At 38.3% G+C, this 14,462-nt stretch carries 10 protein-coding genes; all 10 read left to right on the forward strand.

Annotation, left to right across the window (positions count from 1 at the left end; translation table 11 throughout):
* Window positions 1-5: 5 nt before the first annotated feature.
* The 10 genes from I8752_RS01185 (at window position 6) to I8752_RS01230 (ending at window position 14,204) form a co-directional block, all read left to right on the forward strand.
* Window positions 6-1,199, forward strand: a complete 1,194-nt coding sequence (locus I8752_RS01185; RefSeq protein WP_225895383.1) for a hypothetical protein — start codon at window positions 6-8, stop codon at window positions 1,197-1,199.
* Window positions 1,200-1,431: 232 nt separating this feature from the next.
* Complete coding sequence (locus I8752_RS01190) at window positions 1,432-2,679, forward strand: O-antigen ligase family protein (protein WP_214430499.1); 1,248 nt, start codon at window positions 1,432-1,434, stop codon at window positions 2,677-2,679.
* Window positions 2,672-3,814, forward strand: coding sequence for a glycosyltransferase (locus I8752_RS01195; RefSeq protein ID WP_214430500.1), 1,143 nt, complete (start codon window positions 2,672-2,674; stop codon window positions 3,812-3,814). Before I8752_RS01190 ends, I8752_RS01195 begins: the two co-directional genes overlap by 8 nt.
* A 52-nt stretch (window positions 3,815-3,866) precedes the next feature.
* On the forward strand, window positions 3,867-5,762 hold the full coding sequence (asnB, locus tag I8752_RS01200; protein ID WP_214430501.1) for an asparagine synthase (glutamine-hydrolyzing): 1,896 nt from the start codon (window positions 3,867-3,869) through the stop codon (window positions 5,760-5,762).
* A 625-nt stretch (window positions 5,763-6,387) separates the two neighbouring features.
* Window positions 6,388-7,668 carry a nucleotide sugar dehydrogenase gene (locus tag I8752_RS01205; protein ID WP_214430502.1) on the forward strand — a complete coding sequence of 427 codons (1,281 nt, stop codon included), beginning with the start codon at window positions 6,388-6,390 and terminating at the stop codon, window positions 7,666-7,668.
* A 10-nt stretch (window positions 7,669-7,678) separates the two neighbouring features.
* Window positions 7,679-8,731: an NAD-dependent epimerase gene (locus I8752_RS01210; RefSeq protein WP_214430503.1), complete on the forward strand. Its 1,053-nt coding sequence runs from the start codon at window positions 7,679-7,681 to the stop codon at window positions 8,729-8,731.
* A gap of 21 nt (window positions 8,732-8,752) precedes the next feature.
* Window positions 8,753-9,955 (forward strand): glycosyltransferase family 4 protein, encoded by a 1,203-nt coding sequence (locus I8752_RS01215; RefSeq protein ID WP_214430504.1) that lies wholly within the window; start codon window positions 8,753-8,755, stop codon window positions 9,953-9,955.
* A 37-nt stretch (window positions 9,956-9,992) separates the two neighbouring features.
* Window positions 9,993-11,144: a DegT/DnrJ/EryC1/StrS family aminotransferase gene (locus I8752_RS01220; protein WP_214430505.1), complete on the forward strand. Its 1,152-nt coding sequence runs from the start codon at window positions 9,993-9,995 to the stop codon at window positions 11,142-11,144.
* Window positions 11,145-11,194: 50 nt separating this feature from the next.
* Window positions 11,195-11,788: a sugar transferase gene (locus I8752_RS01225; protein WP_214430506.1), complete on the forward strand. Its 594-nt coding sequence runs from the start codon at window positions 11,195-11,197 to the stop codon at window positions 11,786-11,788.
* 220 nt (window positions 11,789-12,008) lie between these two features.
* Window positions 12,009-14,204 carry a GumC family protein gene (locus I8752_RS01230; RefSeq protein WP_214430507.1) on the forward strand — a complete coding sequence of 732 codons (2,196 nt, stop codon included), beginning with the start codon at window positions 12,009-12,011 and terminating at the stop codon, window positions 14,202-14,204.
* The last annotated feature ends 258 nt before the right edge of the window (window positions 14,205-14,462 follow it).

Here is a 14,462-nt window from a genome sequence, read left to right on the forward strand (position 1 = left end):
AAGTTATGTTGAGAATCAAATACCCTAGACGACGATTTTATAACGTCGTAGCACTTACTTTGTGCATAACACTTTTCTACTTTTGTTTTGCAGTTGCCCAACCCAAATCAAAACCCTATAAATTTATTCATTATGGCTGGGATGCACCATATCCTGCTTTTCTGAATAAAAATATTCAACAAATGGAAAAACGTCCATTTGATGGTGTTATTATTCGTCTGAAAGCTGGAAAGAAAGTCTTCTTACACGAGCCTTACAATCCCAAAGATTTTACTCAAGATATAGAAAGTCTTAAAACCACTAAATTTTCTAAGTTCACCGATAATTTTTTGGCGATGTGGGCAACGACAGATGAAGGCTGGGATTGGTTTAGCGAAAGTGACTGGAAAGCATCAGAATCTAATCTCCGTTTATTTGCAAAAACGGCACGTAATGGAAAATTAGTAGGTATTGCTTTCGATCCAGAAACTTATGAATCTTATGGTGTAAATCCGTGGCTATATCCAAAGCTTCCTCATGCTACGGAGAAATCTTTTGAAGAATATAAGCAACAAGTACGCAAGCGAGGCGCACAGTTTATTCAAGCTATCCAACAAGAATTACCAGGTGTTAAGCTTCTTACCCTCTTTCAATTGAGCCAGTTTGTAGAATTAGATCGCGACGATTTACCTGATTTTTCTAAAAATAATTACGGACTTTTCCCAGCATTTGTTAACGGCATGTTAGATGCCATTGAGCCAAATACGTTAATTATTGATGGGGACGAAGATGCTTACTACAATGAAAGTAAAAAGGATTTTTATTGGGGATATAATTTAATAAAAAAATTAGCATTGACATTGATAGATTCAAAAAATAAGACAAAATATGCCCGTCAGGTTAAAGTAGGGCAAGCTGTCTTCATAGATGAATTATTCGCTTTGCGCCAACCGCAAAAATCATTTATCAGTTATTACCTGACTCCGCAGCAAAGAGCAAAATGGCTCGAACACAATACATATTATGCACTCTCAACTACAGATGAGTATGTTTGGTGTTATAGCGAGCAAACAAATTGGTGGAAGAACAAAATAGCCTCTGGAGTTGAAGAAGCAATTCGTTCAGCTCAAAAAAAGATAAAGAATAAAAAGCCTCTGGGATTCAGCATTGAAAATATGATAACAAAAGCAAAAAAAATGAGAGATGAGAAAAATACATAAGTCATAAACCAAACTAAAACACATATTTTTTGCATATAACTTGTAAACGTCTATATGATATATGCAAATGAAACGTGAAAGAGTTTAGTAAAGCCAAAAAAGAACTTTTTCTAAACTCAAAAAAAATAATTGTTACAAGTTTTAAATCCAAAATCATCATCGAGTTTTCTGAGTAAGTTTGTTTTCAAAATAAAACTTGTCTTGACAAAAAATTAAATCTTACAAGCAAAATATGATTTTCAATAGCAAAATTAACAATAAAACTGATTCATATCAATCAATTTCTCTTTTAGAAAGATTCAATCAATGTTTGAAATTAGCTCCATTTGCAATTTTGTCTTTAGTTGTTTATATGAGTCTCCGTAGTACACAGATATTCCCAGATGAAGGCTTAATATTTGTCAATAAATTGTGGCATGAAGCATTTCTAGGCTGGTACGATTTCTTACTTATATGTTCTATTGGTATTTGTTTTTTTTCAGGCTTAATAAAACTTGAGAAAAATGATTTTTTATTTATATTAATTTTAACATTTATCATTTCACTAAGTTTTCTCAATGCTCTCGACTTAGGCGAACAATATATTATAGATGCTCTAGTTTATCTCTTCAGATTTATCATCGTTTTTTATTTAGCGAAGGGACTTGTTTATCGACTCGGCATTCAAACAAGTGAGAGCGTATTAATCTTTTTATTCATTATTTTAGTATTGAGTAGCATATTTGTTGCCCGACAACAGTTAGGAGAATTGAATAGAATTTATGCTGCGGGAATGACTGTAGCGAGTTCCAGTCAAGTAGCAAGTATAGTTTGCTTAATTGCATTGATGAGAAAATACAAACTCATAATATTCATTTCTCTAACTTATTTATTTTTAACATTTAGTAGAACATCAATTTTGGTGAGTCTGATTTTATTTTTAATATATTCCAGACAACTATCAACAGCCAATAAAATTAAGTATTACATTGCAATTGGAATTTTAGTATCTATTTTTGTTGTTATCTTGCTTACTTATGGTGGAGATTTATATGCATCTTTGATTGCTAACCGTACTAATTTGGATGAAATTTCTACTCTAAATTCAAGAGAATTAATATGGAATAATGCTCTGAAATTATTGCAATCTGAACGCATTCCTATCTTTGGAGTAGGATTTAATGCCACACCTTCTTTAATTAAATCTGCAAACATTTTATTTGTCGATAGTTATGGACAGCTTCAATTACCGGAACATTTTCACAACATTTGGATAGAGTATGGTTTTGGACTTGGTATTCTATCTCTATTTATCTTTTATTATCTATTGAAAAGAGTATGGCAAACCTTTCAAAGTAATTGTTATCCATCATTCTTTATTTTTGCATTTTTTCTGATCTGCCAAAGTGCTGACTTTACTTTTTATCAGCCAAAGTCAGTTATTATTTGGTCGTTAATGTTAGGACTTGCTGAGGGACAATGGAGATTCAAGTATGAGTAGATTTTCAATTGTTTATATTAGTACCGGACTGTCAACTGGTGGTGCTCAAATAATCCTTTATCGGATACTTTCTAAAATTAATCGGGAGAATTTTAATCCAGTTGTAATTTCTCTAATGGATGGTGAGAGATTGGGCGATCGCATTGAAGCCTTGGGGATTCCTGTTTATACCATTGGTATGAAACAAGGAATGCTACCAACGCCAGCTAATATTTTGCGAATAATTCACATAGTTCGTCAACTTAAACCAAATCTCATCCAAGGCTGGATGTATCATGGCAATCTCGCAGCTCTATTAGTGAGTTATTTCATTTATCCTAAAATACCTATTTTATGGAGTATTCATTGTTCGATTTACTCATTAGCCCTGACCAAAAAAATGACAGCAGCTATTATTAAATTATGTGCTGCCATGTCTCAAGTTCCCAACAAAATTATTTATGTTTCTCAAATTGGGAAATTGCAGCATGAAAAATTAGGCTATGATAACCAAAACGGCTGTGTAATTCCGAATGGAACTGATACTTCAGTATTCATTCCCTCAATTGAAGCGAGATTGAGCGTTCGTAAAGAGCTAGGTTTATCTAAAAACGCTTTTTTGATTGGATTGATTTGTCGTTATCATCCAATGAAAGATCATGCTAATTTTCTCCAAGCTGCTGCAATTTTACTGAAAAAATATCCAGAAACCAACTTTTTGTTAATTGGAACGGATGTGACTCTAGAGAATCAGGTTTTGTATCGATTAATTCAAGAGTTAGGAATTATTAATCGAGTCCACTTACTTGGAGAACGCACAGATATAGCTCGTTTGACCGCAGCTTTAGATATTGCTGCTTCTTCCTCAGCCTATGGTGAAGGATGGCCTCTAATTTTAGGAGAGGCAATGTCTTGTGGTGTACCCTGTGTCGTTACTGATGTGGGAGATTCTGGCTGGATTGTGGGAGATAGCGGACGGGTTGTACCTCCAAGAAATTCTGAGGCACTGGCAAATGCATGGCAAGAATTACTGGCATTGGACAGCGAACAACGGCAAAAGCTGGGATTGTTGGCGCGGCAGCGGGCGATAGAAAACTTTTCTTTGGACGCTGTTGTAAATCAATACGAGGCAATTTATTCAGAGATGCTGAAGTGAAAAGTTTTAGGCATTTCCTTAATTTCTCATGTGTGGATATCAGCAGTAATTTATGTGTGGCATTACTGGTTTTTTTGATTCTTCCCGACAAACTTCTGATGACATCATGCAAGCAATAGTCAGACAGATGTCAGATTCGCTAATTCATCGCGGCCCAGATGATGGAGGAATTTGGGTAGATGAATCGGCAGGGATTGCTTTAGGACATCGACGACTAGCGATTGTAGACCTTTCACCAGAAGGGCATCAGCCGATGCTATCGGCTAACGATCGCTATGTAATTGTATTTAACGGCGAGATTTATAATTTTCTAGAACTACGACATCAACTCACATCATTAGGACATCGTTTTCGAGGTCATTCTGATACAGAGGTAATGCTGGCTAGCTTTAGTCAGTGGGGAGTTGATGGGGCAATCAAACGCTACAATGGGATGTTTGCTTTTGCTTTGTGGGATCGTCAAGAGCAGCTTTTGCATTTAGGACGCGATCGCTTAGGTGAAAAGCCTCTCTATTATGGTTGGATGGGTCAAACCTTGTTATTTAGCTCGGAGTTAAAAGCCCTAAAAGCTCATCCGGCTTTTAAAGCTAAAATCAATCGTGATGCTTTAAAATTGTTCCTACAGTATGGTTACGTTCCCACACCATATTCAATCTATCAAGGTATCTATAAGTTACCGCCAGCAACAGTCTTGACCTGGAATGGTAGCCAATTTCATCCCAATCCTGTAACCTATTGGTCTATAAAGGAAGTTGCAGAGTTAGGAATTGCAGAACCATTTAGCGGTTCAGACTCGGAAGCAGTAGCTCGACTAGAAGCCCTGCTATTGGAAGCAGTAGGTCTAAGAATGGTTGCAGATGTACCATTGGGTGCTTTTATATCTGGGGGAGTTGATTCTTCAACTGTAGTAGCCCTGATGCAAGCTCAAAGTAGCCAACCAGTGAAAACATTTTCTATTGGCTTTCATGAAGATGCTTATAACGAAGCACAGTATGCCAAAGCAGTAGCCAAGCACTTAAATACAGACCATACAGAAATGTATGTCACTCCAGAACAAGCACTGCAAGTCATCCCTAAGCTACCGATTTTGTACGACGAACCCTTTTCCGACTCATCTCAAGTCCCTACTTTTCTCGTATCTCAGCTTGCTAGACAATATGTAACAGTCAGTCTTTCTGGCGATGGTGGGGATGAACTATTTGCAGGCTATAAGCGTTATTTCAAAGCTCGCAACATCTGGCAGACAATCGGCTGGATACCTCCAACGTTACGCAAGACTGCTGCACGTGCTTTAACAAGCCCATCATTAGCTAAACTCAAACATTCGCCTTTTGGGAATAAATTACAGACACTCGCTGAGATTTTGATCCTCCCCAATGCCGACGCTATCTATACAAGGCTGATCTCTCACTGTCAAGAACCAGTAGTAATAGGTGCTTTAGAACCTCCAACAAGCTTTAGCAATCGCTACCATTGCCCATTAAGCGACTTTACTCAACGTATGATGTACCTCGATACAGTGAACTATTTACCTGATGATATCCTGGTGAAAGTCGATCGAGCCAGTATGGGTATGAGTTTAGAAGCACGCGTACCACTATTGGATAGTCGAGTAGTGGAATTCGCTTGGCGCATACCACTTTCGATGAAAATTCGTAACAACCAAGGCAAGTGGCTATTACGTCAAGTTTTATATAAATATGTGCCTAAACACTTGATTGAGCGTCCCAAAAAAGGGTTTAGCGTCCCGATTCATACTTGGCTACGCGGCCCTTTACGAGATTGGGCAGAAGCATTGCTGGACGAACATCGGCTAACACAAGAAGGGTTTTTGAATCCACAATCAATTCGACAAAAGTGGATAGAGCATATTACAGGTGAAAAAGACTGGCAATACATTCTTTGGAATGTATTGATGTTTCAAGCATGGTTAGAAGAAAATTATTAAGTGTTAACTGATAACGTTCATCTGCCAACAATTTATTTGAAAAAAAAGGGAAGATTGCTTGATATTCCTCAATCTTTGAAGATTCGTTTTCAAACTCATATTTCAATACGGTTTAGTTAAGCTCCTCTTTTTTAGGAAGTTGGGGGGTTCTTTAAAAGATAAAAACGTTAACTGAACTGTATTGATTCATATTTTGTGTCTGAAAGATGTAATTTTTTTTATCGTTTTTTATTTAATAACAGATAATGTGAAACTCAAAAATAATCTTTAAAACTAATGCCAAATTGGCATCTATCCACTGTTATTGACTGTTAAATTGTTTAATTATTCAGCAACAATAATACATTACACGCTAAATAAGTAATGCTGTTATTTTGATAATAAAATTAGTTTGACTGAGGTTAAAATAACTTTTAACAGCTAGATTGTTATTGATAATTTCAGCATATTTAGATTAAATCTGGAGAAATTTAATCGATTAGCGTGATTAAATCAGACTGACATTCGGATAGATAGCTCTGGAATTAGCGACTGTACCCTGAATCCAATACTTTTGAAATTTCACATTTTTGAGCAAATCCATCGAATCAAACATCAATATTTACTCTGATTACACTTTTAAGATATGAGCGATCGCATTGCAGTTATCGGTTTGGGTTACGTTGGCTTACCTGTAGCCTTAGCATTTGCCAAAAAATTCCCCTATACTATTGGGTTTGATGTCAATGTCGAGAAAGTTGCAAATTTAAGAAAAGGCATTGATACTACAGGTGAAATCTCCCAAGAGGAGTTAATCAACACGACTCTGAATATCGTTTCAGAACCATTCGACTTAGTAGACAGTAACTTTTTTGTAGTTGCTGTCCCAACCCCTGTTGACCGCAACCATCGACCAGATTTATCCTACTTGATTAAAGCATCCGAACTGGTTGGTAAAGTACTACAACCTGGAGCAACAGTAGTTTATGAATCTACAGTTTATCCAGGAGTGACAGAAGACATCTGCGGCCCGACTCTGGCAAAGGTATCGGGCTTACAGCAGGGTGTTGATTTCAAACTGGGCTACTCTCCAGAAAGAATTAATCCAGGTGACAAAGCTCATACTCTAGAAAAGATTGTGAAAGTTGTAGCTGGCGAAGATGCTGAAACCTTAGAAAAGGTGGCGAGAGTTTACGCAACCATTGTTGATGCTGGCGTATATCGTGCTTCTTCCATCAAGGTAGCTGAGGCGGCGAAAGCGATTGAAAATACTCAGCGAGACTTGAATATTGCCTTAATGAACGAGTTAGCCTTAATTTGCGATCGCCTGAATATCCGCACTCACGATGTATTAGCAGCAGCAAGAACCAAATGGAACTTTTTGCCATTTACTCCAGGACTTGTCGGCGGCCACTGTATTGGTGTTGACCCCTATTATTTAACTACCAAAGCAGAAGAACTAGGATATCATCCGGAAGTTATGCTTGCTGGCCGTCGGATCAATGACAGTATGGGAATCCATATTGCTCGTCATTTAGTCAAGCTTTTAATCAAAGCTAACCTATCTATTAAAGGAGCGCGCATCGGAATTCTCGGTCTAACTTTTAAGGAAAATGTGTTTGATGTGCGAAACAGCCGCGTTCCCGATATCGTTGCAGAGTTACGCCAATTTGGGATTAATCCCCTCGTACACGACCCTCTAGCTGATAGCCACGAAGCCGAGCGAGAGTATGGCATCCAGCTTACAGACTGGCAAGAATTATCCAATCTAGATGGAATTGTCTTGGCTGTCAGTCATCAAGCTTACCTAGACATGTCTAGCGACAAATTGCTTGCTTGTCTGCGTCCCGGAGGAGTTTTGTTAGATGTCAAATCTGTTTTTGATTCTCTGACTCTGCCAAGCAATATTCATTACTCAAGTCTATAGGAGAAAATGTATGGTTAAAGTTTTAGTTACTGGTGCTGCTGGTTTCATTGGATTCCATCTCAGTCAACGGTTACTATCCAGAGGTGACGAGGTTGTAGGACTAGATAATCTCAATGATTACTATGATGTCTCCCTCAAAAAAGAGCGCCTAGTCCAACTAGAGGGAAAATCAGGCTTTAGTTTTCACAAACTAGATTTAGTAGACAATGCAAGTATCTCCCAGTTGTTTGCAGAACAACGCTTCGATATTGTCGTTAACTTAGCAGCTCAAGCAGGTGTCCGCTATTCACTTAAAAATCCCCATGCATATATAGATAGCAACTTGGTAGGCTTTACTAACATTCTTGAAGGTTGTCGTCACTCAGGTGTTAAACATTTAGTATTTGCTTCTTCTAGTTCAGTCTACGGTGCTAATACCAAAACGCCCTTTTCTGTTCGCGACAATGTAGACCATCCAGTTAGTCTGTATGCTGCTACAAAGAAAGCCAACGAGTTGATGGCTCATACATATAGCCATTTGTATAATTTGCCTACAACTGGATTGCGCTTCTTTACTGTTTATGGCCCGTGGGGTCGTCCAGATATGGCGCTGTTTTTATTCACCAAAGCAATTTTGGCAAAACAGCCAATAGATGTGTTTAATTACGGTAAGATGCAGCGAGATTTTACATATATAGACGACATCGTAGAGGGTATTGTCCGCGTGACAGATACAATACCTCAAGCAAATACTGCTTGGTTGGGAGATGCACCCGACCCAGGAACTAGTAAGGCTCCTTACAAGATTTACAACATAGGTAATAATCAACCCGTCGAATTAATGCACTTCATAGAAGTGTTAGAAAACTGTTTGGGAATGAAAGCAGAAAAAAATTTGCTGCCGCTGCAACTTGGTGATGTTCCCATTACCTATGCAGATGTTGATGATTTGATTAGAGATGTAGGTTTTAAACCTAGCACGCCAATTGAAGTAGGAATTGAACGTTTTGTAGCTTGGTATTGTTCTTATTATCGAGTGCAAATACCATTGCGATCGCTATCTTTGGGCGCTCAGATTAGTTAAGAAAAGCTTCTTAAAAATGACATGAATACTGTACCAAAAACTATTTGGCATGTTGGTGGAGAAGATATACGTTTCCGCATTCCTTTGTTGTTAGCACTTAGAGATAGAGGCTTTAATGTTGGAGCTGTTGGCTCGGAAAATGGCGATGCTTTTGCAAAGTATCAAATTCCCTATTTTCAATACACACTAGAACGGGAAATAAATCCACTAGCAGACATACAAGCTCGCACTCAAATTTTCAACTTATTTAGTAAATATAAACCAGATGTTGTGCATGGTTTTGATACTAAGCCAGCGATGATAACACCTATTATCGGTATGAAGGCTAAAATACCAGGAAGAGTGCGTACAATTAATGGGATGGGCTACATTTTCTCTTCTAATTCTCCATTAGCACTGACACTGAGACCTATATATCGACATTTGCAAAAACAAGCTTCTGCGGCAGCAGGAATCACAGTATTTCAAAATATTGACGATCGCGCATATTTCCGCAAGCATCAAATGGTCAAAGATGGCTGTGATGATTTAGTTTTAGGTTCGGGTATTGATATCGAACAGTTAATAAAAAACCGTCCCAACCCCGAACAACTAGCAGTAGTTCGCCAAGAATTAGGTTTAGAAGGACAGTTAGTTGTCACCATGATTGCGCGTCTTGTTGTTGCTAAAGGCGTAAGAGAATATCTGGATGCAGCGAGAATAGTTTGCCAGAAAATGCCAAATGTCAAGTTTATTTTAATTGGCCCTTTTTCTTCAGAAGGACGGCAAGCGATACCAATCAAAGAAGTTCAACAACAAGCTGAATTTGTTTCTTATCTTGGTGTTCGTAATGACATCACGACATTATTATCTTTGAGCGATATCTTTGTTTTACCTAGTTATCGTGAGGGAATGTCACGGGTTTTATTAGAGGCTGGTGCAATGCAACTGCCTTTGATTACAACGAATACACCTGGTTGTAAGGATATAGTGCGAGATGGTTGGAATGGGTTATTGGTTCCTCCTCGCAATGCCAAAGCTTTAGCTACAGCAATTCTGCAACTTCTCAAATCTCCAGACCAGAGGATTTTAATGGGTACTCGCAGTGAAATGCATGTACGGGAAAACTTCAGTTTGCAAAAGGTAGCTGATTCTTATACAAACATCTACTACCGTGTTTTAGGATTATCGCATTCAGAACAGCTTCAATTAAATAAATCTAGAAGTGAAGTCAATTATCTATAGGGTTATGAAACGTTGGGGAACGTGAAAATATAATTATATGGAGAATTTTTTACCTTTTGCATTACCCGATATTGGAGAGGAAGAAATTGCAGAAGTTGTTGACTCTTTAAAATCTAATTGGTTAACAACAGGAGCAAAAACAAAACGTTTTGAACGAGATTTTGCTGAATTTATTGGGTATGGAGTCGAAGCGATCGCAGTTAATTCTGCCACTTCCGGATTACACTTAGCTTTAGAAGCATTGGGTATTAGTCATGGCGATGAAGTCATCACTACAACCCATACATTTACGGCGACTGCGGAAGTAATTCGCTATCTGGGAGCAAATCCAGTTTTTGTTGACATCGATCCGGTGACTCTCAACATCGATCCTATCAAAATTGCAGCAGCTATTACTCCCCTAACCAAAGCCATTATACCCGTGCATTTTGGCGGACTTGCTTGTAACATGGAGCCAATTCTGGCGATCGCTCGCAAGTATGGATTGAAAGTAATTGAGGATGCTGCCCATGCTATCCCAACAACCTACCAAGGTAAATTAATTGGCAGTTTAGATAGCGATGCCACAGTCTATAGTTTTTATGCCACTAAGCCAATCGCCACTGGTGAAGGAGGAATGCTAGTTACCCGCAATCCGCAAGTTGCTCAACGCTGTCGTGTGATGCGGTTGCATGGTATCAGCCGCGATGTGTTCGACCGTTACAGCTCGACCAAACCTTCTTGGTATTACGAGGTAGTTGCTCCTGGCTTTAAATACAACATGACTGATTTGGCGGCTTCTTTGGGTATTCATCAACTAAAGAAAGTTTGGTTATTTCAGGAAAAAAGAACTGCGATCGCCAAGCGATATGATGCAGAATTAGCCGCCTTGCCTTTACATCTGCCAGCAAAACCCCTCAATGGCGATACTCACTCTTGGCATCTCTACGTGATTCGTTTGGATGAATCTGCAAAAGTGAATCGCAACACTTTCATTGAACAGCTGGCTGCAAAAGGCATTGGTTGTAGCGTTCATTATATTCCCTTGCACTTGCAGCCCTATTGGCGCGACACATATCACTTGCACTCAGAAAAATTTCCCTGCGCCTCCCATGCTTACGAACGCATAGTTAGCCTACCAATATATACAAAAATGACCGAAGCAGACCAAACTCGTGTCATTGAAGTCGTGAAAAAAACTTTGCTTTGAGCAACTTCAAAACCCTGCCCTTCATTAAAAATTACGAATTACTAGGAATTATGTCAAAACGAGTTTTTGATTTATTTTTCTCCTTGCTAGGTGTTGTAATCTTGCTGCCTTTATTGATCGCGATCGCAATATGGATAAAAATAGATTCTCCAGGAACTATATTTTTTCGGCAAGTTAGAATCGGACGTTTTGGGCGTGAATTTAAAATTTACAAGTTCCGTACCATGATACAGGGAGCCGAAAAAATAGGCAAACAAATTACAATTGCTAACGATCGAAGAGTTACCTCAAGTGGTAGATTCTTGCGAAAGTATAAGCTAGACGAATTACCTCAACTATTTAATGTCATTAAAGGGGAAATGAGCTTAGTAGGCCCCCGTCCCGAAGTACCAAAATACGTTGCTTTGTATACTTCTGAACAGCGCCGAGTTTTAGAAGTACTTCCAGGGATAACCGATCTAGCTTCAATGAAATTCCACAATGAAAGTGAATTACTAGAAGATATGAATAACTCAGAAAATTTCTACATTCACGAAATTATGCCTCGAAAACTAGAGTTAAATATGGAATATATTACTCGATTCAGTCTAGTTTTCGATCTAGTCATTATACTTAAAACTTTGAAGCGAGTGTTGGCAACATAAAATTTGTTGTCAGTTGTTAGTAACGTAAGAATTCAGCACCCAGGAGTCAGAAGTCAGAATTTATAAGGATTTTAGTATCAAGTAAGATACTCATGTATCAAATCTTCGCCTGATTCTTAAACTATTCTGACTCCTGAATTTTTACTTAGTAGCTATCATTTAGGATTGCTACAGGAGTTATTAGTTAGCATTCATCAATCATCAAACACAGAAGGTATTTATGAAAACTATCGAATCATCTCCCAATTTTAAACATTATTGGCTGATTGTTAAACGCCGTTGGTTGTCAGCTTTAACTGTTTTCGTATCTGTTTTTGTCCTTTTGAGTATTGTTGCAATTTTCAAGAAGCCTACTTATTTAGCAGAAGGAAAGTTAAAATTTGAAAGGACAAATACTACTTCTACCCTCACGGGTGTAGGAACAGAAATAGGTAAATTAGAGCCATTAGTCCAAGATAAAAGCAATCCTCTCTATACAGAGGCAGAAGTTATTCGCTCTGTTCCAGTTGTAAACAAAACCTTAAGCACGCTAAAACTGAAAGATGAGCATGGGCTACCGTTAAAATCAAAGGTTTTCTTGAAGCGACTGACTGTGAAAGAAAGTACAGGAGCAGATGTGCTCGATATATCTTTTAAAGATATGAATCCAGGCACGGCCGCAAAGGTTGTAAATACCATAATGGCTATTTATCTAGAACATAATATATCTGCTCATAGAGCTCAAGCAGCAGCAGCTCGCAAATTTCTAGAAAAACAAGTACCCAATGCTGAATTAATTGTTCGTAAAGCAGAAGCAGAACTTGCAAGGTTTAAAGAAAAGTACCAAGTTGTTTCTCTACAAGAAGAAGTAAATCAGGCAGTGGGAATCATTGCAGAATTACAAAAACAAATTAGTGCAACTCAATATAACTTAGCTAATGTCGATGCTCAATCTCAAGCCATCCGCAAGCAATTGGGTATGAATGCTCAGTATGCAGTAACAATGACCTCTCTTAGTCAAAGTTCGGGGGTGCAAGACCTTCTCAAAGAAATCCAACAGCTAGAATCACAATTAGCAGCTAAAGGCACTGTTTTGCAAGATGACCATCCGCAGATTATAGATTTAAAGGAAAAATTAAAATCTTTAAAAGAACTACTGCAACAACGAATAACAATGGTTGCAGGAACAACTCAACCACAACCAAATCAAAACTTTCAATTGGGATTGTTGCAACAACAACTTTCTGGAAAACTTGTAGAATTAGAATCAACTCGTTTAGGTTTAGCAAACCAAGTTAATACTTTATTCAGATTACAAACTGCTTATAAAGAAAGGCTCAACAATTTACCAAGATTAGAACAATATCAGCGCCAGTTAGAACGTAAAGTACAAGCCGCGCAATCTACCTATTCACTTTTGCTCCAAAAGCTGCAAGAAAGCCAAATAGCTGAAAATCAAAACGTAGGTAATGCAAGTCTAATATCTCCAGCTGAAGTTCCAGAAGAACCAACCACTTCTCTGAAGATGTTGTACTTAATTGCAGGGCTATTATCCAGTATAGCTGCTTTGGCAAGTGTGTATGTTTTGGAAGCAAGAGATAAGTCAATTAAAACTGTTGATGAGGCTAAAGAATTACTCGACTTGACTTTATTAGGAATAATTCCTGTTGCTGGTAAGCCGAAAAAAGCCCTTCGCGGTTATGAAGAACTGGAATTGGATAGCCAAAAGATTGTTGTTAGAGATACTCCTCGCTCTCCCATGAGTGAAGCTTACCGGATGCTGAGGGCAAATCTGAAATTTATGAATGCCGATAAAGAATTAAAAGTTATTGTTGTCACTAGTTCTGTACCCAAAGAAGGTAAGTCAACAGTTGCAACTAATTTGGCTGTAGCAATGGCTCAGACGGAGCGTAAAGTTTTACTAATTGATGGAGATTTACACCGTCCAACTCAGCATAAAATCTGGGGATTAACGAATAGCCAAGGTTTGAGCAATTTGATTGTAGGGCAGGCTGAAATCAAAAAGGCTATCAAAAATGTGATGGATAATTTGGATGTTCTAACTTCTGGAGTAGTACCTCCAAGTCCTGCTTCTTTATTGGACTCGAAACGAATGGCAGCCTTAATGGAAACTTTTGTAGCCAACTATGATTTTGTAATTGTTGACGCTCCTTCATTGAATGTTGCTGCTGATGCTGCTACTCTGGGTCAAATGGCAGATGGTGTTTTATTTGTAGTTCGTCCAGGTGTGGTTGATGCGGTTAATGCAGCTTTTGCTAAAGAACTTTTGGAAAAATCAGGTCAGAATGTCCTAGGACAAGTTGTGAATGGTGTAATTTCTCAAAACGAACCTTACAGCTACTACTATTTCACCGAAGAAGACTATCCGCAACCAAGTATTCGCACACAGGAATCTGGCTCGCTTGTGAAATATTAGAGTTATACCAGACATCTCCAGAATGATGTAAGGGCGTTCGCTCTTAGCGTTCTCGTAGAGTACGGCCGTTCGCCCCTACTTCGGGCAATGCAGAATTAACGATCGCTACTATGTTTATTATTAATGCATCGGCTTGCATTGTAAATGCATCAGCTTGCATTGTGAATGCATCGGCTTACATTGTGAATGCATCGGCTTGCATTGTGAATGCGTCGGCTTGCATTATTAATGCATTGGCTTACATTGTGAATGCGTCGG

The sequence above is a fragment of the Dendronalium phyllosphericum CENA369 genome, from assembly GCF_016056275.1.
GTDB classification, from domain to species: Bacteria; Cyanobacteriota; Cyanobacteriia; order Cyanobacteriales; family Nostocaceae; genus Dendronalium; species Dendronalium phyllosphericum.

Excerpts from the sequence above, each read along its gene's own strand:
- I8752_RS01185 (WP_225895383.1), top strand. The coding sequence starts at position 6 with ATGTTGAGAATCAAATACCCTAGACGACGATTTTATAACGTCGTAGCA.
- I8752_RS01190 (WP_214430499.1), top strand. The coding sequence starts at position 1,432 with ATGATTTTCAATAGCAAAATTAACAATAAAACTGATTCATATCAATCA.
- I8752_RS01195 (WP_214430500.1), top strand. The coding sequence starts at position 2,672 with ATGAGTAGATTTTCAATTGTTTATATTAGTACCGGACTGTCAACTGGT.
- asnB (WP_214430501.1), top strand. The coding sequence starts at position 3,867 with ATGTGTGGCATTACTGGTTTTTTTGATTCTTCCCGACAAACTTCTGAT.
- I8752_RS01205 (WP_214430502.1), top strand. The coding sequence starts at position 6,388 with ATGAGCGATCGCATTGCAGTTATCGGTTTGGGTTACGTTGGCTTACCT.
- I8752_RS01210 (WP_214430503.1), top strand. The coding sequence starts at position 7,679 with ATGGTTAAAGTTTTAGTTACTGGTGCTGCTGGTTTCATTGGATTCCAT.
- I8752_RS01215 (WP_214430504.1), top strand. The coding sequence starts at position 8,753 with ATGAATACTGTACCAAAAACTATTTGGCATGTTGGTGGAGAAGATATA.
- I8752_RS01220 (WP_214430505.1), top strand. The coding sequence starts at position 9,993 with ATGGAGAATTTTTTACCTTTTGCATTACCCGATATTGGAGAGGAAGAA.
- I8752_RS01225 (WP_214430506.1), top strand. The coding sequence starts at position 11,195 with ATGTCAAAACGAGTTTTTGATTTATTTTTCTCCTTGCTAGGTGTTGTA.
- I8752_RS01230 (WP_214430507.1), top strand. The coding sequence starts at position 12,009 with ATGAAAACTATCGAATCATCTCCCAATTTTAAACATTATTGGCTGATT.